Here is a 21,475-nt window from a genome sequence, read left to right as displayed (position 1 = left end):
TTTTTTTGTGGCCTATGGCCTGATTGAACACTTACAGCTTAGCAAATTTATCCCGCTGCAGCATAGTTATTTTCGACTATATAGATTGTGGCCATCATAGATATTTTTATCTATGCTCGATAAAAAAAAGGTCCCGAGGGACCTTTATTTATTCATCTGAACCAGCATCAATTTCTTGCCCTAGTTCTATTTCAGAAGTGTTTACTTCCTCTGTTTCTGCAATTTTAAGTAACATATTTACCCCTTTCGACAATGCTCAAGCGCTTCATGAAAATATTCACAGCTACAAACACAGCCAATCTCTTCATGTGATACCTGGTAATCTTCCCACAATGGGTTATACCTTATGCTGTAACCATCACCGATCAAGAATTTATGTCCGGATTTTGAAAAAGATTCAGCGGCAATTTGCCCTTTTTCCCAATAACTAAGCGTTCCCTGGGATAAAGGTGAACGTTTAATGTGTCCATTAAAATATGCCCGATAACCATCTGAAAAACCTTCTAGCTTATTAATCAAACTGATAGCTTCAGCTTCAGCAGCAAGCGCCCAAACCTCTTTAAGCATTCTGGAACGCTTAGCCCCTCGAATACCTAATTCCTTGCAACGTATTTGATGATCCATAACTGCGTACATCGATACTGCAAAGTCCTGTTCTAATGCAATCAAATCAGTCTCTATTTGCTGCAAACGAATTTCAGGGGTTATATTTTTAGGTATGGGAGAAACCAAGCCACCATATACAATATAAGAGTATTCGGTAAGCTCGCATAAAGCACCGGCCATTACACATCCATACAGTGCAGATAAAACCGCACTTCGAGATTGCATATCAGCACCCTCAGAACGTGCTTTAGCCATAATCACATCAACATTACTAGCAAGTGTGATTGCATTCTGTCTCATACATCTTCCTCATTACGTGTTGAAGGCAGCTCATAGAGCGCCTATTTTTATTGTGGCCTGCTGGCCGATTAACCATTTCACTATACCAAATTAATTCACTATCGCACCAACTTCATGCACGAATACGTGCGTTTTCATTTTTTTGATCTCCTTGCCTCAATCAAGGCAAGTAAAGCGCTTTGTTAATAAAGCGCCAATGCAAGGCTTCGCGCTTACTCACCCGTTCAGATTCGCTTTGCTCACTTAGCTGCGGCTTCCGTTGAGCCATTTGCCTTTATTTCACTTCCAGCGCTATTTTTAAAGCCGATTTCAACAAAAGGAGAATAAAAATGTTTACTTCAGCACTCAAATTTTCAGGCAAAATTTTCTTGGAATCAGTTGACGAAGTTTTCTTTGATAACACTGAAAATAAAAAGACAAATAGCCAGCTTGACCAACTCAATGATGGCTTTGGCAATATCATCGCTGACAACAACGATATGAATTGGCAAGAAGCTGAAACAGCTCAAAGTCTTGGTGAAATGTATGATACTTACTACTAAACAATGTACCTTCGGAAATAAAAAATGCACCCGAAGGTGCATGTATATTAAGCATTGCTAGCTTTCCAGTTATCAACGATTCTGCATTGTTCAAACTCATCTTTCATGTTTTCAATGGTCCATTTTCTGAATTCGAACTTGGATTCCAAATAAACTCTGATAAACAGTTTCGGTAAGAATTTGCGATAGCGCTTTATCAAGTTATCTCGCTTACCTTCTTGATACGCGTACCAATAGACAAGTTCATCAGCTCCACTAAACGGCACATACCAAAGAAATACAGCTGTGACAAACAAGACGGTCGAACTTACCTTATTGCTATAATTTAACCACTTCATACGTCCCCCTTGAATATTAAAATTAGGCATGCCTAATTAAAAAAGGACGCATAGCGTCCTTTATTAGTTACCAATCGAAATGATTAGCTTTGGGGATTACCACCAAGTAAACCGGCAGCTTTTAAGCATTCGATTTCTTGTTTAGTAGCGTGACCAACTAACTTTTCAGCTTGAACTTTCATCGCCTTTCTGTTCTGACCATCTTGTTGCCAAGACTCAACAATCAACTTACCTTCAATATTGACTTGATCGCCAGGGTTAAAGGTATTTTTACATTGCTTGAGGAAGCGGTTAGTAACCTTAACGTCAATAAACGAAACTCGCTCAACCCATTGGTTATTGTTGTTTTTATCAAAAAAACCATCATCATAGGCGATGCTCATATTGCCAAAGTATTCACCTGGCTTTTGAGTTGATTCTTTGATGTCAACGAATGATACATTACCAGCGATAAGTACAAGATTTTGCTTTAAGTTTTTCATGGGATATTTCCTCTTTACGTGTTAAAGGCAGCTCGAAAGCGCCTGTTTTGTTTAAAAAAGTAGCATGCACATAGTAATACATGGCTACTTCTTGTGCAAACACAAACCCTCGAAAACCCGCCCGTAAAAAACGATCTTTTTGTCATTTTTGATTAATTGTTTCTATTGGCAAGTCTACGAGCTATTGAGGCTCTACATGGGGAGGGCAGCTATAAGCGCCCACTTTTTACAAATTAGATCAGAAGGTTACACGCGCCAGTTCTTAAGAAAAACAGCTCAATATAATGAGCTGCGCGTGTAGGAACTACACGACTATCCTCTAAGGCTGTGTTCTGGCTAGCAGATACACTGAATTACAAGCCTCCCAGGTCGCACCTAGTTGTACCATAGGTCAAAGCCTCCCAGGTAGGGGACGTTGCTATAGGCAACGAATCTCGGCGCGTGGCCTTTTTAAAACTGGATCAAATGAACGAAAGAGGGGGAGGGGCGGCCTAATAGAAAACCTTGCCCATACTTACAACCTAGTTGTTCTGACATCTGACGCTGAGAATCTGTTTCAATCCCTTCAGCCAAGACGTAACACCCTTTCACATTTGCGATACTTACCAATGATTTTACAATGGTTTGTTTCATTTCGCTAGTATCGATACCGTTAATTAAGCTACGGTCGATTTTTACGCCATCAATATTCAATTTATCAATAGCGACCATGTTGCAAAATCCGGCCCCAAAGTCATCTACAACGACTTTAGCGCCTAATTGTTTAAGCATATAAATAGAGCAATTAACTTGCTCATAATCTTTTATCTGAAAGTCTTCAGTAATTTCAATCTCAATACTTGTAGCATCAAGTTGACCACCTTTCGCCATATTGTAAAAACACTGCAAAAAGATACTTTTTTCACCCTTTTCTAATTCGTTAGGCGAAACATTAATTGCCAACTTCAGAGCCTTACCGTGGCGCTTTTGCTCAACACTCACTTTATTCAACATCACAGGCCATAGCCGATTCCAAATAGTGCTTTTATTGAGCCGGTCGATAAATCGACCAGGCTCAACAATGCCGGTTTCCGGATGACTCAACCTTAGCAAACATTCGAACCCTTTCAGCTTATTTGAACCAAGCGCAAATTGCGGTTGATAGAAATAATTAAAGTGTCCAGCTAACCGCAAATCGATATGCTTACTTTTATAGGGCTCAATAATTCGAGATGGACGCATAACGGTCATTTGCCCATTTTTCCTTTGATACCACCCATAGCTTTACTGCCCATGCTTTTGCCCATTCCTTTTGCTTTATTACTCGCAGCCGAACCACCTTTTTGACCGGCACTACCAGCACCCCCTGCCATTTTTTGGAATGCACTATCTGCACCAGCCATGCCTACCCACCCAAGCGCTGTTGAGAAAAGCAACGGCGCATAGAGATACAGACCTGAAGCAATCCACTGGGATAGCATTTGAGTGTTCACTTCATCAAAATCCACACCTAATGCTGTCATCATCGTGTCATCAATCAGTCGAGACAACTCCCAAAAAAACGGCCAGAACATCATTGACATTACAACACCGTGAAACAGGCCAATGTACTTCCACTTAAATCCGGCCATTAATATTGCAGGTAGATAAGAAATTATGATCACCATAATGATGAATGGTTTTACCATTGGCATAGATAGCTGAAGCATACTAGCACCGCTAAATTGTTCAATCGATTTACTAGCTACACCAAGCGTCCCCATTGCCCTAAACGCCCAGTCAGTAAAACCGTCATCCCCCTGAGTACCGTAATCAGTAGTTGAAAGCGAATTAAGCTCAGACAACTTGATAGGCGTAAATAAAGACTGCATAACCACTACGTCTTTTTTGGCTATGAAAGCATAACTTCTATTTTTCACACGATTTAATTGTGTAGTTAAAGTGTCGTATATTTCATCTTCTTTATCTCTTAACCATTCTTCTACGCTTGCATAAAGCCTAGTGGAAAGCGCTTCCTCTGCAACATACGGCGTATTAATTACACCTTCACCGAGCCACCACTCTTTACACGTAGGAAAACCATAGCCAGAGGGGAGTTGCTCGCTCTCTGGTAGCTCATTGACAGAGTTACCGTAACCAGGGCGAGCTTTTCTTGAATAAAAACCCTCGCCATCAAAATTATCGTAATAACCTCTATCCATGACCAGCTTTCGGCCTCCAGGCCAATTCTGCGCATCGCTTAAACCCATCCCCCAATCTGACAAATACTTTCTCCTTGCTGGGTTGTAGCACGTTTGAACAAACTCTTTAGTTTCGTTAAGCAAAGCCTCATCAGAAATACGCTGAGATAACATACCGTCAGAAAGCAAGCGGATATCCGTAGAACACGGCAAATCCTCAACCGCCCAGTTTTTTATACCCTGAGATATACGTAACGCTACAGAGAACAACACAGGCAAACGTATTTCACGGCCACCTAGTTGAACCTCCATATTTTCAGCAACAAACTCAGCTTCTTCACCTAAAATTTCAGTTGAAATAGTACCGGCACCGGTAGTGTCTGACGTACATTGCCGAGCGTAATATTTAATATCATCAAACTTGAGGCGTACCATCGGGTAAAGCGCTAACTCTAGTGCAAGCAACATAAAAAAGAGGCCCATAGCGACCGTTCGTAATGAAGATTTTGTATTAAAGTCTTCCATTGATGATTCAGAAGCACTTTTCACCGCCCCAAATATCAATGCGATCATCGGGAAGTACACTAAACCTGTTTGAGCAAAAATATCCCACAGTACATTATAGATATAAAATGCGAGTGAAATGCCATAAGCATCTATCGTGCTATCAACTACCATGCCGCCCCCTTAAAACACTAAACCTAGCAACTCTATTAAAACTAACGTTCCAACAACATATGGATAGAGCGTTTTAAGATAGAACACTTGTCTTAGGTTAAGGCCTTGGACACGCCCAAACCACCTTACTAGTTCTTTCCAATAAAAAATCAACAGAACCACAATAGATAGGCGTATAACCGCAAAATAGCTACCCACACCATCTATGCGCTTACCAACTTCCAATACCGCTTCTTTCTGCTCCATCAAAGAGACCGCAAGGTTAAGCAAAAAGCTGACTCCCAAGGTAGCTAGCAACAAAACCCCACCGCCAATCAGCAGCCATTTGAATACTGCCACTCTCACAATATTCATTACTGACCTCGCCCTGTCATTTTACGGATGGCATCTGCAACATCATCACTTGGGGCAACGCCGTTATACTTCTCACGCCCCGCTTTTCTGTTTAGTAGTGTCACAGCAACCGATTGTTTAGTGGAGGCTCTTAACTCGGCATCTTGACGTAATAAATCCATTTCCTCACCAAGCTCAGTGATACGTGATGTAATTATTTGAACGGCATCAGGATTTTGAGCCACATGCGCTTCCTTTAAACCAGCAAGCATAATTCGACGCGCTGCTATCAAACGCTCAACAATATCAGCAATCGCAACCTCTTCAGCTAAACGCTCAACCAAGGCCTCTTTATACAAAGACTCTCCTTTAAGAGCCTCCATCACTTGTTGGGTTATGGCATACCCTGGAGCTGAAATTTCTGCTAAATCTTCAGAGTCATAAACAGTAATAGGCGTATCTAACAGGGTAATCAATCGCTCCTCAATACGCCTTTGTTCTGTTTCCATTTTTGCATAGACGCCGGTTCCTGGGGTAGTAGTCAAACGCTGACAATCAACACATGTTCTTATCGTAGTTTCACCTACGATATCAGTCACCCACTCAGCAGCCTCTTGAGGGTCTTTCCAATATTTAGCAAACCAAGGCGAATCATCGTTTTGCGCTAAGTTAGAGCCACTTTTCACATCACGATCAGCCAGCAAATTAACACCCGCTTTTACAGTGTCAGCTACAGTATCAATAGGTGGTTGATCTTTACCCGCTGCTTTGTCCCCCCCAACCCATTTTACGCCTCCATCACCTTTCTCTTTATCAACGTTTTCTTCTACCTGAACAACATCATCGGATTCAGGATTTGAATCCCCCCAGTCTTCAAAACCTGAGACTTCAACCCAACTACCAGGTGAGCCGCCTGTACCATATCCTTCTCTAACCATTTTATCGGTCATTTCTTCGCAGCTTGCGACTGACGCATTGAACAACTCACTTGCTTCAAGCTTACCTTGCTGAATAAACTCATACAGTTGCGGGTCAGCTCGCGCAATTTCCATCATAGGCCAATTCGATATAGCGCCGGTCACACTGGCAAGTAGATCATCACCCAACTTTTCAAGTTGGCCGGTTACGCCGTTAAGAATGTTGGTAACAGACAGTGACATATCAAAGTTGCCGCACATTGGTGTTTTCCAACGAACTCCCGCCCCTACTGGTATATTTCTATTTCGGCGCTGCTTAATTTTAGCTTTTCCACCAATTTCAAATACCAATCTTGGATCTAACTTATCCTCTGCCGCCGATGCTTTTGAAACCACTGCCCCATTCGTAAAAAAGAAGGCTGTTACGGCCAATGCAATAAGACTTTTTTTCATCATTAATTTCCTGTCTAATCTGTATCAATGGAGAACAAGAACACTTGGCCTTTTTTCTCACAGCATGTGTACGGCCTCCATAACTGCCAAGCATAATTGCCATCATCAGAACGTCTGTGCTGATATCCGTCATAAACGTATTCGGTCATGTTCGGCATGCCGGTATCAATAGTGCGGTCTTGGCGGGTAGAGTCCTCACCAAAAATATGGCATTGACTTTCAGCCCTAGGGTAAAGCATTTGCCACTTACCCTCTTTTGAAGTCCACTCCTTAACTTGACCAGGGGGCCACCAACCCTTCTTACTATTTTTCTCACCAAGAAAATTGTAAACATGTAACGCGGAGCTATCTGTAGCGATATCAGCAGCCCGCTGAGCAAAAACAGCAGAAGCCTTGTAGGTATCGTTTTGCATCAGGCTACCAATGCGGGGATATACGTTGCCAAAACGCCCTGTAAACAGGAACGTTTCATTTTGTCCATCATTGCGCTCACCAACTTCACGCATACCTGGTACAAAAGTAGCTGGATTAAGAAACTCTGTATAAGGAAATTTCCATGAAAAGTAATCGAGCGTAGAAACATAATAAGGCTGAAACGGCTGCACACCACTTTCACAGCCATAGTCGGTACTACCCAGTAATTCAGAAATAGGTAACAAACCAGGGCTACCAATAATATCAACATGACGAGAAATTATTTTAGAAGACTGCTTACGCTTATCCTTGCCCTTATCTTTTGAGCGATCTTTAGCAGTAATTCGATCAGCATTTGCCGGAGTGCTACCAGACTGCCCTAAAGATACAAGTTCAGACACAAACGACATTTCACCCCACGGCGTCTCACCTGGCGTTTGATACACTTGCACTATTGCATCAGGGTTGTAATGTTTAACCTTTATACTTGTTTCCACACTACAGCTAGGCGGGAAGGCCCTACACTTTAACCAAAAACAAACACCTGTTGGTCGCCATGCAACACAACTAAATGAAAGACTCTCCTGTATTATTTCAACACTATTGATATCTGCTTTAGTAGGCAGGGGGTTGAAAGAAAAAATAAGCACTACTGGGGCTATTACAGACAATAAAAACTTATTCATGAATCCCACCTTCCTTTTGATAGATTCGCAAGGCCTGATTAACATCAGTAGTTCCGTACACTACATAACGCTCATCAATCACTGTAGCAGGCAGTTTTTTAACCCCTAACCCATAGGCCCTACCAACACCCTGATAACCATCTACAATAGCTTGTATTTTCTTCTTACCCTCTTCACTGTTTGCATACCGACTCATGAAAGCTGCCGCATCATCAAGGTTCGTAGGCAATTTTTTGCTAATTTCACCTTGCAGGCCAGCAGGCTTATCCAATTGATAATAAACAAGCTCAATTCCAGCCACTTCAATTTCAGAAATGTTACCGGCACTATAGTCATAGAAGACTTCGATTTTTTTAGGCGGCGAGTCTGAGAACCCGCTTTTAGGCTGCGTACTTGCAACCGCGCAAGTTGAGACAAGCGTCAGAAAAAATAAAACATGCTTCGATAGGTACAAAGGACACCCCCAAATATTTCTATAAGGGCATTGTCTAGTAATAAAAAAAGAAATGCTGGGAAAAACCCCAGTGACTTTAACAGGGTTTTTTAGGCAAAGAAAAACCCGCATAAAAGCGGGTTTGAATTGAGCTTTAATTAGGCATGCCTAATTTTTAATAGTAAGTATCGTAGAATTCACCACGCGACTGTGCATCTTCAGCCTCTTGACGAGTCATATGCTCACCATTAACAAATACGCCACCAATACCGTCATCCAAGCCGTCTAATTGGCGCTTATCTTCTGAAGTCTTATCATCTGAACCGAAAAAAAAGCTAACCAAGAAGAACACAGCTACGGCCAGCACTCCAAAAAATCCCGCAATACCCATAATGTCACTCCTTAGCTTTAAAGTTTTGCAAAGACTCAATCATTTCGTTGTATCTTTGTTTAACCCAGCTTTTTTTGATTGGTCCCCAGGAGTGAAGTTGATAACCGCCAGTCTTTCGCGAGCCAACGTACTCAACTTCAATCCCCATATCTCGTATACCATTAATATTAGCCTTAACTGTGTTTTTAGGCCAGTTAAGCAAGCCCACTATTTCAACTGTGGAGATTGGTCCTTGCTCATCGATAATGTGTGCAAGAATCAACCTCCTATAGTAAGCACTTTCAAATAGATTTTTTATTTGCATTGAAACCACTGTTTCTGAATATCGCTATCAGACCCAATAGTAACACAAACCCATATCCTGTGCTGCCGCCACTCTTTTCGCCGCCAGTGCTACTACCAGTATCACCGCCAGAGCTGGCATTATCATTATCAGTCAAAGTGATCGTAACTGTACTTGCAGTCACTTCCACACCCGCCCCCTCAAGAACAATATCAAAGGAAGTGTTACCAGATTCATCATCTGAATCGTCCAGAATCTGAAGAGTGAGTGTTTTTTCAATTTCACCATCAGCGAATGTCAATTCTTGATCTAGCGCCGTAAAGTCAATACCAGCCACCGCACTAGCAGCAACCGTGTAAACCCGAACCACAGCCGTTCCTTCAGAACCACCACTTCGAGTAACCGTTAGCGTCACACTACCAGCAGCCTCGGAGACGCTGGTCGCTGAAGCGCTTAACGAAAACGTACCAGCATCAGGCTCTACCGAATCATCATTATCAATGATATCAACATTTACGCTCTTAACATCGTACTCAGCAGTTTCGCTAGGGCTATTAATTTCAATAGTCAGATTTTCTTTCGTTTCTGCTTTTTGGTCATCAATCGTCACCAAAGTAACTGATTTTTCAACTTCACCTTCAATAAATACAAGCTGTTCATTTAGGGCAACATAGTCAGACCCAGCAACTGCACTACCAGCTACCGAAGAGACATTAACCACCGCCTCACCAGTACCACCAACGCGAGTTACAACATAAGTACCTGAATCACCTTCATTCAACTCTGAAGACCCAGCAACCGAGAACATACCAGCTGTACCAGTTTGAGCGCCATCAGCAACATTTAGCGTTGCAGTAGCCACATCACTAACACTCAACTTATAAGCGTATTTCATTGTCACTGAGAAAGATTCAGTGCTTTCACTCTCACTATCTTTCACCACTGGGTAGAACACTTCAGCAGTGGCAGCACCCGCCTCAAACTCTGCCAGCACATAAGCATCTACGAAATCAACACCCCATTCCGCAGTATCACTTTCAGCAAACAACTTAACCGATGCAGCTTGTGATAAGTCACCATCACGTTGCAGTGTGATCAACACGCCATCTTCTTCATTGCCTGAAAAAGCGGTTTCAGCAAATGATACCACGCCCAACGACTCAACACCTGCGCGGCGCTGTGTAGTTGCCACAAAGTTTTCTTCAATAACGCGAGCATTGTTAGCTGTATCTTCATTACCACAAACTTCACCACCGCTAGATAAGTCAGGCGAAGAATAATGATGCAGCGTTTTGCCAGCTGGCGAAGCCGAATACATGATTGTGTAATTACCACCACACATCGTTGCTCTCGCGTATTCTGGACCCACATACGCCTTAGCTTCTTCGTGGTTCATACCTATGTTATGACCAACTTCGTGTGCAAACGTAGTGTATTGCTCAGGCGCAACATCATTGTCAACCATACTTGAATACTCACCGCCAATACCGGCAAGACCCAATACCGTATCTTCAGGGCGTTGCTCACGAACATAAACAACCAGATCGCCTTTCCACTTCCCCTGATAAGCAGCGTATTCAGGACTACCTTCATTCAATGCCGCCAGTGAGAAAAGATAATCCGCACCGTCTTGAACGATATTGCCATCACCATCAACAACATCTTGATAAGGCACATCATCAGACACCGATTCAACTGCGATGATATCAGAGACTGACAAACGATAATTCAGGCCATGCGCCTCATAACTTTCGTTAGCAGTCGCCACCCATGCCTCAATTCGTTTGTGTGCTTCGTATGCGCCATATTTTGCAAAGTATGATGGCTGATAAAACACAACAACATCAGCTACAGCAGCACTTTCGACAGCGGTCGTAGTTGATACTGAATAACTTTGAGCTGTGCTTTTTATTGCCACCTTTGGCAAATATTGAACCGGACTTTCATTAACATGAAGCCCACGAATATCAGTGCCTGTTCCCGCAGTTGCAGAAGCAGCCATTACCGAAAAACATACTGTGCTGATTAGATTTTTCATTGCGAATCCCCAAAATTAAAGCTCCCTTAAACTATACCGCTGCGGTATAGTTACGTCAAGGAAATTATTAGTTTTTTATATTCATTCTCTGATTTACCTGGTAGCAACTCAGGTAGAACAATAGCCATCATGTAGCGTCTAACCTCAGTGGGTATGCGCTCTAACGTGTACCCCCGACCTTCCATTTTGGAAGGCCAGCTTTCGGTATACTTAGTACCACAGTGGCTATTTAGCTCTTTTATGGCCGCTTTCTGGCTTTTAGTTTGCTTTTCAATTTCAAGCCATTGCAAAAAAAGACATTTTTCATTCATATATTTTTACTCAAGTGTATTAAATCTAACCGTTACATTAAATGTCCTTTCTTCACCTGTACTTTTATGAAGAACGGTAGCGGTAGATGTATAAGTTCTATCACCTGTACCTGGTGTATATTCTAATCTGCATTGATAAGAGCTAGAGTCACAAGCTCCTTCCCAAGAAACATCCCAGTCTGAATTTGTATAAAATTGAAAGTTTTCCGCGCCTAGATACTCCCCAACACTCATAATCGCAACGTATGAGTTATTAGGCCAACCAGAGGACATACATGTATTAGGTTTAGCTCTGTCAAATGCAGCTGTATCAACGTAACAACCAGCTTCAACATTTCTGAATGGATCATTGGGAGTGGTGTTTGTATAAGATACGCCAACATTGCTCGATGCCGAACGGCTTGTATAATGACTATTAGTTACAACTAATTCAATACTACCAGAAGCGCTCTCTTGAGGCCCTAGCGAACTTGAAACTCTACAAGAAGGTGATGCGCTACCACCTTTGGCAATAGTACCGCCACTACAACCAGAAAAGCTAAGGCCGCTACCTGATGTGACCCAGCTATAAGAACAGCCTTGGCGACACCCCGAAACTGAACCAGTCGCCGTGCCAGAAAAGCTTGAACGCGCAGCAGCTGAATTACATGAAGAACAGGTTAAATTCACACTTGGCGTTTCCGGTATACAGTATTTAGTGACATCAACACAGTTATCCAGCTTACTTCGTTGCTCAGTAATCAGTAGATAGTTGTTATTGACCGAGCTTCGAGACGTGTAGAAGTCATCATTACTGGTATATGAGCCACCATTAAATTGATTTGCTGTGACAGTGTTATAGTTCGCGCTAGTGCCACTTACGCTGGCAATGTTACCTGTATTGAAGTTAGCTGTAGTGACGTTGATACCTGAAGCGCTAAGCGCCCCCAGGGCGGTCAATTTTGATGCAGATGCATTGCCTACAGATGAGCTGTTAGATTCAATAACATTGGTTTGAAGACGGTTATTCACCGTTAGGTTTGATGCCGATAGAGACCCCGCAGAAGCATTGCCTGAAGTGCTACCGCTCGATGCTTGCACAGTCTGACCTTTAAAGCTGTTCGTATCAATGCGGTTACTGTCTAATTCATCAAATGACGATGTACCTGAACTCGATACAGATGTACCAGAAGCGCTATTGGCCTCACCGCTATTAATGTTACCCGTAGTAACATCTAAATTAGTCACATCACCGTTAGATGATGACAGTCTGTTTAACCCTGCCGCTCCTGTAACGCTCATATTACCAATAGACCCACTATTGGCTGACACGCTATCAAAATTACCATTCGTGCCGTTTACCGTACCATAAGTAAGCGTGTTACCACTTAACGTATTCACAGTACCTGACCCATACAACAATGAATCACCTGATAAAGAACCGATATTACCGGTATTAAAGTCCAAAATATTACCGGATACAGAGCTTATAGTTCCTGAGTTGTAGCTAAATGTATTACCGTCAAGCGCAGTGATTGAACCATTACCGAACGTAAGGCTATTGCCGGTCACTGAATCAATATTTCCGCTATTATAATCCAGTGAGTTACCGCTAAGGCTATTGATTGCCGCGCTATCAGCGCTTACAGAATCAAATTGGCCGGAGTTTACTGAAACAGAGTCAATTCCAGTAATATCGTTGCCATTACCATCAATATCGCCATTCATAGATAGAGTACCGTTAGTTCTCACCGTTCCAGCATTAACATTTAGCTGATTACCCGCATAGGTAATGCCGTTGCTGCCTAGTTGAACCTCTTCGGTGTTAATTCTTTCTATATCGGCATTGGTAAACTCAGCATCATCGAAAGTGGCGCGTTGTACATTAAGCGAACCAATATTAACCAGATCATTATTGTTAATATCCAGGTCTACTTCTAACTGAGTACGTTGCGGATTATCAGGATCTTCTACACGCTGTAGGTAGTCGTCATAAAGCGCTGACTGAAAAGGTCTGTTGATGGTTGCTGTAACAGTAGTCCCAGCTGACGAACCTCCTGGTATTTGGTTTGCTACAGCTTGCGCTATCGATTCTTTCAGAAGGTTAACAGTCAGAGCGTAATCGTCACCGACTTGCCCACCAAATATTGCCGTACAAAAAGGCGACTGAAATGCACCACCGCCGCATCGCGCCGCATCACCTGTAAAGTAACCGCCAACTGCCAAATCGTTAATTGTGGCGGGCCACGCCATATTATCTCGATAATAAGCCGTTAGTGCGCTCGATATTTCTCTGAGCTCTTCAGCTGTAGATTCATAAGTTTCCCTAACACTTTCTGGCTGCTGCATTCGTGTTTTATAGTAAACCGTACTACCCAAAGCCAAAATGCCCACAAGGGCCATGATGAGCAATGAGCCGTAACCGGCTTGACGTTTCAAGCTTTTCATAGCACTTACCTTTACTGACAACCGCCTGCGCTTTGGCAGGAGTCCCATTTATTGATGTATTGGTCAATCAGAGATTTATTGTTGTTCACGCTACTTTGACTGGTCGTAAAATTAGAGCCATTAAACGTGCCGCCACTATACTGGTTAGCAGTTACCGCGTTGAAATTGGCGTTCGTTCCAGAAAGATTGGCGATGGTAGCGCTGTTTGCGCTCACAGTATTTGCACTGGCTGAATTTGCAGTAACGTTGCCCGACACATTCATGTCACTTGCTGTTGCATTGCCCAGCGTACTACTAGAGGCCTGTAACTGATTAGTCGTGGTTTTATTGCTAACCGTTACATTACTGGCCGTTAGCGTACCACCTACCGAAAAATTACCGGTAACGTTCACACTACTAGCGCTAAACGAACCGGTGGTTAGGAAATTGGTATCTACGTTCGTCGCATTCACAGTCGCCAAATTTGCATTTGAAGCAGTAAGATTATCCGCATCAAGTGAGTTAAACGACACTGTATTAAAATCAGCACTGCTGCTCGTGAGGTTAGTTACTGTACCGTTATTGGCAGTAAAGCGGTTCAACGTAGTTGTACCAGTAACGCCCAGGTTGTCGAAGTTTGCGCTGTTGGCTGATAGACCGTTAAAATTACCGTTAGTGCCGTTCACTGTTGTATATGTAAGGGTATTACCGCTTAACGTGTTCACAGCACCAGAACCAAAAGACAGCGAGTTACCGCCAATGCTATCAATGGTTCCCGAACCGTAATTTAAGGTGTTACCACTAAGGCTTCCTACAGAACCTGAATTATAAGACAGGGTATTACCACTCAATGAAGTGATTGTACCATTACCATAGTTCAGAACATCACCAGACAAGGTATCGATAGTACCAGTGTTGTAATCGAGGCTATTGCCACTCAATGAAGTGATATTACCCGTAGTAGCGGAAAGGTTGGTAAAGTCACCCGTATTAGCCTCCAAGCGGTCAAAGCCGGTAATATCATTACCATTACCCACTATATTTCCGTTCATAAACAGGTTCGCATTCATACGAACCGTACCAGCATTCAAATTTAACTGATTACCCGAATAGGTAATACTATTATTGCCAAGATGAATTGATTCAGCTTCCACCCTGTCAATATTTGCCGTGGTAATTGTCGCATTAGTAATAGTTGCCTGATTAGCATCCATTTCATCGACATTGTTGAGATTGTTGTTATTAACATCGATGTTTGTGCCAGGTGCCAACTGGTTACAATCAGCACAACCGTCAACTGCTTTACGCGCAAGAAAAAATGACTGAATGGCTTCTCTTGACGGCGTTCCCATTTCAGTGCTAACGGTTTCACCATCAGCCGCCACATTGCCAAAGGAGACTTTACCAGCCAGCATGTTTGCCAACTGATTGCGATTAGTATCAATACTAACCACCAAGTTCTCACCGTTTGTATCGATGACATAATTAGTACCAAACGGCGATACTCCCGAACCAGTGTAATATCCAGTGGCAATGAGTTCATTTACAGATGCAGGCCATGCACGATTTTCCATGTAGTAACCGTTCGCCGCCGCCTTTAGCTCTGAGATATCATTCTTCGCATCATCAGCTTGTGATATTGGTTGTTGCTGCTGGATTAACTGGGGGCCATACGTGACCGCAAGGCCAGATAGGATTGTCAGCACAAGAATCAACTCTATCAGAGTAAAGCCTTGTGACTTTTTATTAGTTTTCATAATCAAACTCCTGCTTAACACAATGGCGTACCAAAGGCTTCTCTATCCAACTGCTTACGAACCCCATCAGCAGTGCGGCTAAAGGTACTATTTGCCGTCCATGTAACTGTCGAACCGGCGACTGTTGCATTCTCTGAAAATCCAGCAACAAAACCGGCATCAGTGGCATTATTAAAAACGACTGAAACCCGCAATAGCGGGTTCCTTGGTCTGATTCGGTCAATTACTAATTGGTAATTACCGCCCCAGGGATTATTGAACCCCCCGCCAACAAGTATTCCTTCAGCTCTTAATTGAGCTTCTGTGATGGCGGGGAAAACAGCTTCAGTGCAATGGCGATGGTAATACTGATTCATGGACTCAAGTAATAACTGCGCATCTTGATCTAACCGTTTTGCAGTAAAGACCCTGCCATTTACTTGACTAAACGAGCTTGCCCATATCAACATTCCCGCACCTATAGTAATAGTGATAAGGAGCTCAATTAACGTAAATCCACGAACCCGCTTCATGAAACTACCCCTGGAATGTAACTGTCATTGTTGTACCGTTGAAATCGGCATTTACCGCAGATGTCGCATAGTCAGCGGCAAGTTGCGCCCCAATGTCAGCGTTTTGAATACCAGTAACTGTAACCGTGTAACGTGTGGCATCAGCTGCATCTACCGCGATAGTGTAGTTTCCACCCCAAGGGTTACGCGCTGTACCATCACCCATACGATCAGACACATAGCCTTGTTCATCCAATACAGTCATTGAAACACCGGTAAACACATTATCTCGCTGCTTGTAAAGCGCTGCACCATTTTGTATTTCACTGATTTGCGTTCGCGTCTTGGCGGCATCACCAACACCGAACATTTGCGACATTTGAGGCCACATTACAATTGTAAGACCAACTATCAATATCAACACAATTGATAACTCGATTAGGGTGAAACCCTTTTGTTTTTTCATCATTTTCACCTTTCGGCTCCTTATTTATCGATAAGACATATTAAATAGAGAAGATATAACGCCCATAAACGAGCTAATCACCATTAACAACGCCAGAGACATTGTTATCCATAGAAAGAAAGCTACGAACTGACGAGTTCCGATAAGCGCACGAACCGCTTCATCCCCACTTCTATCCGCTGCAATAGATATTGCAGACTTCTTTCTATCCTGGTCCGGAGAATTTGCAGCGTTTCGCAAACGAAACATGAGACGCTTACTCAACAAACCAGAATTTAGAGCTTCACCCAAATCACTTTCACCAAACTGCGTTTCGCGAATAATGTAATTAAGATGATGAACCATGTAGCCATTAGAATTACGTTTGAGCTCAGTCGCTGCTTTATGAAGGTTGTAACGAGTCTCAACGAGAATCCCCAGCGTCTTCATCGTTTTCATGGCCGCAAAATTTTTGTAAATATTCAAAGGAAAACACCCATCAAGAGACAGGCGCATTTTTGACGTGTTATTGGTGATAAAGTGAAACCCCGCCATAAACATCACCAAAAACGCAAGAAACACATAAGGCCACATCGCTTTCACCCACTCACTGAAACCAAGAACGAAACGCACGGGAAACGTCATTTTTTCCGGCGGCATTAGATCAGAGAATTGCGGTAAAATAAACAACCCCATCACCATCATGAAAGCAAGAACCATCAAAAAATATGTCAATGGTTGCTTCACCGGCTTCCAAAACTCTCCCTTTGCTCTTTTAATCTCAGCCTCTTGCTTTAAATACTCATTCACTACGCGAGTTAAGGCTTTAGAGCCGGCCTGCTGTCCCGCATCAAAAAGCGTAACCACTTCAGGGTCAAACCAATCCACCATACCTTCACTGATAGACTGACCACGCTTCAAAGCTTCATAAATAGAGGTCGCTGCATTCACTTCTTGCTGCAAGCGCTTATCACCCTTACCGGCTTCCATAATTGAGCGACACGCCTGACTAGGGCTACACCCATCGTTTAACCAGCTAGAAAAGTCTTGCACAAACTCAAATTGACGTTGCTTACTAAATCCCCACGTCCGGAAAAACCGCCTTGCACGGTCCCAGGTCTGGTAATTTATGCCAGCATACTCAAGTACTATTAACGCACCACGCTTTGCGGCATCTTGTATTTGCTCTTTAGACAGCGCCATAAAAGCCCCCATTAATCTCAATGAATCCATTGTAAAGCGCCTTTTTAAAAAATGAGCTGGAAAAACAGGGGTAACTTTCGGGGGGTTTTTTTGAATCACATTTTTGGCGTAATAAACGAGTCGCCACATAGACATATTTAACTATGCTCGATAGAAAAAGGCCCTAAAAGGGCCTTTAAAAATTAGGCATGCCTAATTATGATTAAGCAGGCTCTAATCCAATATTGACGAATTCAACTTCTGGATATTTAACAGCGCTTTCTTCTGCAAAGAGATTAGTCACATGCTTAACAGCTTCATACGGGTCAATAACTCCCTGCTCTATCCGCATACGAGCTCGCGCAGCCATGCCTTTCCAACCATTATCCAATAGGTGTTTTTCTAGGGCAGCAAGGTTGTGGTTTGCAATATATTCACGGCATTTATCGTCAAACATGATCAACTCTGCAATAAGCACCCTCCCCTTAGTGCCAGTACCACCACAATGTTTACAGCCATGCTCACTTCTAACATATGAGTTTGCAAAGCCCTCTACTGATTTCTTCACTCTGCACTTAGGACAGAGCGCCGGTATCAGGCGTTGAGCGACGATGCAGCGGAACAAATTACGTTCAGCAAGCACTTTAGGGCTTACACCTTCATCAATTAAACGGCTTATACCACCAATAGCATCATTCGTATGAAGCGTTGAAACCATCAAGTGACCAGTGAGCGCCGACTTAATCACAATTTCCACCACTTCTTTAGAACGCATTTCACTGATACCGATAATATCAGGGTCTTGACGAAGAGCGTTTTTAAGGTGATCAATAAAACCCTGCCCTTTAACTTCTGGAAACACCGGTTTTTGCACTGTATTTTTACGCTTAATCCGATATTCAACCGGATCTTCGAGTAACAGAATCTTTCTCTCTTCATCTATCGTTTCATAAAGCGCGGCCAAAGTCGTAGACTTACCCGAACCCGTTGGACCAGTGAGTAGAATAATCCCCGTAGGGGCTTCTGTAGAACGGACAAGCATACTACGAATATCGCTATCCATCCCAAGGTCTGAAATGGTCTTCTTGGCCTCCTGAGACGTTCTGATTACACGCATTACCGTGTGCGGCCCTTCAAGTGAGCCACTTTTAGAGGTGCGAAGATTGATTTTTTCACGTTTAGGTTTCTGACCCCCTTTTGGGTCAGGGACTTCAACATTCATGTATATCGAAACATCAGCCATTTCATTATCGTCAGTTACAGACCGGTAATCCGGCGACTTAGTATTTAGGCCAGCGGCGATAATTGAGATAGCCTGCTCTCTTCCCAGGGGGGTTCTTTGACTAAACAAACCATCAATACGAAATACTGCTTCAGCACGGTCTTCATAAACGTAAAAGTGAATATCCGATGTGCCGGTTACAACAGCTTCAGTAACAATATTTTCCAAGTCCTGCAAAGCCGCACTATGCGTTTCATCAGCTTCAGATTTTTCACCTTTTCCTTTCTTAGAATTCGCATCATGCAAGATGGCGTGAATATCTTTTGGGTGCGAATAAATTACGGACACATTGTTGATAGAATGCTTTGACGATAGGAGCGTTTCGATATTTTGTATTTCCAAAGACTTTCTATCGTGAGCTCGGCGCGTAGTCATAATCAACGCCGTTTTGTCAGTGCTAGGAGGAATGATTACCGCAACAAAAACGGTATCTTCATCCTCTTGGTCGCCACTCCCCTCATAGGCCATACAAACATCCAGCAAAGGTTTGAAAAAGCGATAGCCGTTGTCTTTAAATGTGTTGTAGGATAGCTGGGACGTGCCAGAGATAACTTCTTTTACTGTAGTCATAACGCCCTCTTAGTAAGCATAAAGCGTGACTTCATCAGAGCCTTTCACAAGCACTACTTCGTTTGATGAAACGCTCTTAACATCGACTTTGCCAAAAAGGGTGTACCCTTCTTTAGCAGGTACATTTCGGTCCCTGTAGGCAAGGCGGGCAACATAGTCTGCACCCTCTTTGATGATGGCCCTTAATGAAAAGTCAGCTAGGGTTATTTCCTTCTTAATATCACTGTATTGGCTTACTTGCTGGCTAACCGGCGCATTACCTTGGTACAGGTTTTGACCAGCTTGTGTATCGACCGACCCTTTTTCAGCCTCCCTCGCAAGCTCGACATCAATTTGTCCACGCTTGCGACTCCAAAGATCTGCATCATATTGAGCTTTTGCTTCTTCAGCACGCTCTTTTGCGCGTCGAGCTCGTAACTCTTGAATGCGATAGGACTTCGCCTCAACAAGAAACGTAAAGGCCTCTTCTTGATTAGGTGAGTTAGCCACTATTTGTCTTGCAAGCGAATCAATGCTTTGAGAAATACGCCCCTTATCAGGAGTTCTCACCACTGATTTCATTTTAGACTTTGACTCTGTTGATTTTGTTGCTTCAGGACTGCTTTTTAACGTGGCAGCGGCGCTTCGAGCATTGCTGTCATAAACCCTATAACCTATTGCAGTTGATAGAATGACCGCCGCACCTATCGCCAAAACTTTGGTACGCTTGTTCATAATTTCTCTCCAAATACTGATATTTTTAAACCGCCGGTAAATCGCTCATCGTCGATGATATATTGACCAGCATTAGGGTCTGCACTATCACCACCGATACTAACAGGCAGGTTTTTTGTTATTGCGCCCAATGTCATTAAATCTTCTTTGTATATACCCCTGAACTGAAACATGAGCTCCCGTATCGTCCACTTTGTATCTGTACCTTTAGGCACGTCACGAATAAAAGTAAGTTCCGCCCCAGGAATATATTCATTCACCGCATCGCGAAGGAAATGATGCACCTCTTCAACGTTGTACATTTTCACTAGGCTTTCATCTGTAGACGTGACGTTAGCGCCAAGGCCGAGCAAAACAATTTCATTGGGATCAATCATAACGTGAAGCCCATTTTGTCCTGCAAAAGCTTTAAGCGTTTTAACATCACCATTTTCAGTAGACATCATACGGTAACTCACTTGGCCTTTCGTATGCGTAACCTTAGTGACTGTCCATCCAGGTAGCGTCATTAAACCAACATGAGTGTTATAGTCTTGAGCCATACGATTCAGCACTTGAATGACATCAGAGGACATTGCTTGATAAAACGTAGCATAAGGGTCTACAACCACTGTTTTTTCAACCGGTTCGCTCGTTAACGAAGCTAGTTGATTTACACCCATAAGAACAATACCAACAATAACTGAGTAAAGAAGCCAAGGCCTACGACTCTTAATCTTAGACATCGCATCACGTTCAGCTAAAAAGGAAAACTCTTCAGTAGGTTCAAGTTTGTCAGTCAAAGCAGCTGACAAATTCTCAATACGCCCCCCAAAGATACTGTTTGCTTTTTCTAACACTCCATTTTCGAGAAACTGGTAGTTGATTAACTTTACATTTTCAAGATTAGCTGAACCCATCATAGATTCGAGATCAGCTTTAATTTCTTCGGTTTTACCTACTTTGTCTCTTTTGATATTACCCTCACGAACAATCACTATAATGTTATGTTCGTCGCTAGAACGCTCTACATATACAACATCACTCATACCTGCCTTCAAACAATATGAGTGAAACCTTGCAGCAAAATCATATCCATCGCGCTCAGACGTATAAGCAGCGTGAAGAGCATCACCAGTTGAATAGACAGACAGATACCGAAAATCTAACTCCTTCGCCTTTTGACGAATTTTTTCTTCTCTGCCAGCACCTCTAAAAGTTGCCCTGAAGGGCTGAAATATCCAGCGATAATCTTCTTTTGGGCTCGTATAAATTCGCATTCAAC

Annotated in this window: 22 protein-coding genes and 1 pseudogene; 1 reads left to right on the top strand and 22 read right to left on the bottom strand. The window is 42.9% G+C overall.

Annotation, left to right across the window (positions count from 1 at the left end; genetic code table 11):
- Window positions 1-237: 237 nt before the first annotated feature.
- The gene (locus NQT65_RS19160; RefSeq protein WP_256851847.1) at window positions 238-906 is read right to left on the bottom strand and encodes a hypothetical protein; all 669 of its coding nucleotides are present in this window, start codon (window positions 904-906) and stop codon (window positions 238-240) included.
- A gap of 329 nt (window positions 907-1,235) precedes the next feature.
- Here NQT65_RS19160 and NQT65_RS19155 point away from each other — a divergent pair, with 329 nt between their 5' ends.
- Complete coding sequence (locus NQT65_RS19155; RefSeq protein ID WP_256851846.1) at window positions 1,236-1,448, top strand: hypothetical protein; 213 nt, start codon at window positions 1,236-1,238, stop codon at window positions 1,446-1,448.
- 47 nt (window positions 1,449-1,495) lie between these two features.
- On the opposite strand, the gene NQT65_RS19150 is transcribed toward NQT65_RS19155, so the two are convergent.
- The 21 genes and pseudogenes from NQT65_RS19150 to NQT65_RS19055 form a co-directional block, all read right to left on the bottom strand.
- Entirely contained in the window at window positions 1,496-1,786 is a 291-nt protein-coding gene (locus NQT65_RS19150; RefSeq protein WP_256851845.1) for a hypothetical protein, read from the bottom strand.
- 83 nt (window positions 1,787-1,869) lie between these two features.
- Entirely contained in the window at window positions 1,870-2,268 is a 399-nt protein-coding gene (locus tag NQT65_RS19145; RefSeq protein WP_256851844.1) for a single-stranded DNA-binding protein, read from the bottom strand.
- A 450-nt stretch (window positions 2,269-2,718) separates the two neighbouring features.
- On the bottom strand, window positions 2,719-3,498 hold the full coding sequence (locus NQT65_RS19140; protein ID WP_256851843.1) for an EAL domain-containing protein: 780 nt from the start codon (window positions 3,496-3,498) through the stop codon (window positions 2,719-2,721).
- The gene (locus tag NQT65_RS19135) at window positions 3,495-5,105 is read right to left on the bottom strand and encodes a conjugal transfer protein TraG N-terminal domain-containing protein (RefSeq protein ID WP_256851842.1); all 1,611 of its coding nucleotides are present in this window, start codon (window positions 5,103-5,105) and stop codon (window positions 3,495-3,497) included. The genes NQT65_RS19140 and NQT65_RS19135 overlap by 4 nt, the downstream gene beginning before the upstream one ends.
- A gap of 9 nt (window positions 5,106-5,114) precedes the next feature.
- The gene (locus NQT65_RS19130) at window positions 5,115-5,459 is read right to left on the bottom strand and encodes a hypothetical protein (protein WP_256851841.1); all 345 of its coding nucleotides are present in this window, start codon (window positions 5,457-5,459) and stop codon (window positions 5,115-5,117) included.
- Entirely contained in the window at window positions 5,459-6,787 is a 1,329-nt protein-coding gene (locus NQT65_RS19125; RefSeq protein WP_256851840.1) for an integrating conjugative element protein, read from the bottom strand. The genes NQT65_RS19130 and NQT65_RS19125 overlap by 1 nt, the downstream gene beginning before the upstream one ends.
- 35 nt (window positions 6,788-6,822) lie before the next feature.
- Window positions 6,823-7,908, bottom strand: a complete 1,086-nt coding sequence (locus NQT65_RS19120; protein ID WP_256851839.1) for a TIGR03756 family integrating conjugative element protein — start codon at window positions 7,906-7,908, stop codon at window positions 6,823-6,825.
- Window positions 7,901-8,362, bottom strand: coding sequence for a TIGR03757 family integrating conjugative element protein (locus tag NQT65_RS19115; protein WP_256851838.1), 462 nt, complete (start codon window positions 8,360-8,362; stop codon window positions 7,901-7,903). Before NQT65_RS19115 ends, NQT65_RS19120 begins: the two co-directional genes overlap by 8 nt.
- A gap of 154 nt (window positions 8,363-8,516) precedes the next feature.
- The gene (locus tag NQT65_RS19110; RefSeq protein ID WP_256851837.1) at window positions 8,517-8,732 is read right to left on the bottom strand and encodes a hypothetical protein; all 216 of its coding nucleotides are present in this window, start codon (window positions 8,730-8,732) and stop codon (window positions 8,517-8,519) included.
- Between the two features lie 4 nt (window positions 8,733-8,736).
- Window positions 8,737-9,036, bottom strand: coding sequence for a helix-turn-helix domain-containing protein (locus tag NQT65_RS19105; protein WP_256851836.1), 300 nt, complete (start codon window positions 9,034-9,036; stop codon window positions 8,737-8,739).
- Window positions 9,014-11,053, bottom strand: a complete 2,040-nt coding sequence (locus NQT65_RS19100) for a Calx-beta domain-containing protein (RefSeq protein ID WP_256851835.1) — start codon at window positions 11,051-11,053, stop codon at window positions 9,014-9,016. Before NQT65_RS19100 ends, NQT65_RS19105 begins: the two co-directional genes overlap by 23 nt.
- A 50-nt stretch (window positions 11,054-11,103) precedes the next feature.
- Window positions 11,104-11,364 carry a hypothetical protein gene (locus tag NQT65_RS19095; RefSeq protein WP_256851834.1) on the bottom strand — a complete coding sequence of 87 codons (261 nt, stop codon included), beginning with the start codon at window positions 11,362-11,364 and terminating at the stop codon, window positions 11,104-11,106.
- Window positions 11,365-11,370: 6 nt separating this feature from the next.
- The gene (locus tag NQT65_RS19090; RefSeq protein WP_256851833.1) at window positions 11,371-13,791 is read right to left on the bottom strand and encodes a beta strand repeat-containing protein; all 2,421 of its coding nucleotides are present in this window, start codon (window positions 13,789-13,791) and stop codon (window positions 11,371-11,373) included.
- Window positions 13,792-13,802: 11 nt separating this feature from the next.
- Window positions 13,803-15,527 (bottom strand): prepilin-type N-terminal cleavage/methylation domain-containing protein, encoded by a 1,725-nt coding sequence (locus NQT65_RS19085; RefSeq protein ID WP_256851832.1) that lies wholly within the window; start codon window positions 15,525-15,527, stop codon window positions 13,803-13,805.
- 14 nt (window positions 15,528-15,541) lie between these two features.
- Window positions 15,542-16,039 (bottom strand): type II secretion system protein, encoded by a 498-nt coding sequence (locus NQT65_RS19080; RefSeq protein WP_256851831.1) that lies wholly within the window; start codon window positions 16,037-16,039, stop codon window positions 15,542-15,544.
- A gap of 4 nt (window positions 16,040-16,043) precedes the next feature.
- Complete coding sequence (locus NQT65_RS19075; protein ID WP_256851830.1) at window positions 16,044-16,397, bottom strand: type II secretion system protein; 354 nt, start codon at window positions 16,395-16,397, stop codon at window positions 16,044-16,046.
- Window positions 16,398-16,418: 21 nt separating this feature from the next.
- Window positions 16,419-16,484: pseudogene (locus NQT65_RS20320) on the bottom strand (prepilin-type N-terminal cleavage/methylation domain-containing protein); the annotation flags it as partial.
- Window positions 16,485-16,508: 24 nt separating this feature from the next.
- Window positions 16,509-17,696 (bottom strand): type II secretion system F family protein, encoded by a 1,188-nt coding sequence (locus NQT65_RS19070; RefSeq protein ID WP_256851829.1) that lies wholly within the window; start codon window positions 17,694-17,696, stop codon window positions 16,509-16,511.
- Between the two features lie 172 nt (window positions 17,697-17,868).
- On the bottom strand, window positions 17,869-19,497 hold the full coding sequence (locus tag NQT65_RS19065) for a GspE/PulE family protein (protein ID WP_256851828.1): 1,629 nt from the start codon (window positions 19,495-19,497) through the stop codon (window positions 17,869-17,871).
- Between the two features lie 9 nt (window positions 19,498-19,506).
- On the bottom strand, window positions 19,507-20,211 hold the full coding sequence (locus NQT65_RS19060) for a hypothetical protein (protein WP_256851827.1): 705 nt from the start codon (window positions 20,209-20,211) through the stop codon (window positions 19,507-19,509).
- The gene (locus NQT65_RS19055; protein ID WP_256851826.1) at window positions 20,208-21,470 is read right to left on the bottom strand and encodes a hypothetical protein; all 1,263 of its coding nucleotides are present in this window, start codon (window positions 21,468-21,470) and stop codon (window positions 20,208-20,210) included. Before NQT65_RS19055 ends, NQT65_RS19060 begins: the two co-directional genes overlap by 4 nt.
- Window positions 21,471-21,475: the final 5 nt, after the last annotated feature.

It is taken from the genome of Pseudoalteromonas agarivorans, assembly GCF_024518735.1.
GTDB classification, from domain to species: domain Bacteria; phylum Pseudomonadota; class Gammaproteobacteria; order Enterobacterales; family Alteromonadaceae; genus Pseudoalteromonas; species Pseudoalteromonas atlantica.
Note: the sequence above shows the minus strand (reverse complement) of the source record. Positions and strands in the feature narration are given on the sequence as shown.

Coding starts and splice junctions, on each gene's coding strand:
- NQT65_RS19160 (WP_256851847.1), bottom strand. CDS start 906: ATGAGACAGAATGCAATCACACTTGCTAGTAATGTTGATGTGATTATG.
- NQT65_RS19155 (WP_256851846.1), top strand. CDS start 1,236: ATGTTTACTTCAGCACTCAAATTTTCAGGCAAAATTTTCTTGGAATCA.
- NQT65_RS19150 (WP_256851845.1), bottom strand. CDS start 1,786: ATGAAGTGGTTAAATTATAGCAATAAGGTAAGTTCGACCGTCTTGTTT.
- NQT65_RS19145 (WP_256851844.1), bottom strand. CDS start 2,268: ATGAAAAACTTAAAGCAAAATCTTGTACTTATCGCTGGTAATGTATCA.
- NQT65_RS19140 (WP_256851843.1), bottom strand. CDS start 3,498: ATGACCGTTATGCGTCCATCTCGAATTATTGAGCCCTATAAAAGTAAG.
- NQT65_RS19135 (WP_256851842.1), bottom strand. CDS start 5,105: ATGGTAGTTGATAGCACGATAGATGCTTATGGCATTTCACTCGCATTT.
- NQT65_RS19130 (WP_256851841.1), bottom strand. CDS start 5,459: ATGAATATTGTGAGAGTGGCAGTATTCAAATGGCTGCTGATTGGCGGT.
- NQT65_RS19120 (WP_256851839.1), bottom strand. CDS start 7,908: ATGAATAAGTTTTTATTGTCTGTAATAGCCCCAGTAGTGCTTATTTTT.
- NQT65_RS19110 (WP_256851837.1), bottom strand. CDS start 8,732: ATGGGTATTGCGGGATTTTTTGGAGTGCTGGCCGTAGCTGTGTTCTTC.
- NQT65_RS19105 (WP_256851836.1), bottom strand. CDS start 9,036: ATGCAAATAAAAAATCTATTTGAAAGTGCTTACTATAGGAGGTTGATT.
- NQT65_RS19100 (WP_256851835.1), bottom strand. CDS start 11,053: ATGAAAAATCTAATCAGCACAGTATGTTTTTCGGTAATGGCTGCTTCT.
- NQT65_RS19095 (WP_256851834.1), bottom strand. CDS start 11,364: ATGAATGAAAAATGTCTTTTTTTGCAATGGCTTGAAATTGAAAAGCAA.
- NQT65_RS19090 (WP_256851833.1), bottom strand. CDS start 13,791: ATGAAAAGCTTGAAACGTCAAGCCGGTTACGGCTCATTGCTCATCATG.
- NQT65_RS19085 (WP_256851832.1), bottom strand. CDS start 15,527: ATGAAAACTAATAAAAAGTCACAAGGCTTTACTCTGATAGAGTTGATT.
- NQT65_RS19080 (WP_256851831.1), bottom strand. CDS start 16,039: ATGAAGCGGGTTCGTGGATTTACGTTAATTGAGCTCCTTATCACTATT.
- NQT65_RS19075 (WP_256851830.1), bottom strand. CDS start 16,397: ATGTCGCAAATGTTCGGTGTTGGTGATGCCGCCAAGACGCGAACGCAA.
- NQT65_RS19070 (WP_256851829.1), bottom strand. CDS start 17,696: ATGGATTCATTGAGATTAATGGGGGCTTTTATGGCGCTGTCTAAAGAG.
- NQT65_RS19065 (WP_256851828.1), bottom strand. CDS start 19,497: ATGACTACAGTAAAAGAAGTTATCTCTGGCACGTCCCAGCTATCCTAC.
- NQT65_RS19060 (WP_256851827.1), bottom strand. CDS start 20,211: ATGAACAAGCGTACCAAAGTTTTGGCGATAGGTGCGGCGGTCATTCTA.
- NQT65_RS19055 (WP_256851826.1), bottom strand. CDS start 21,470: ATGCGAATTTATACGAGCCCAAAAGAAGATTATCGCTGGATATTTCAG.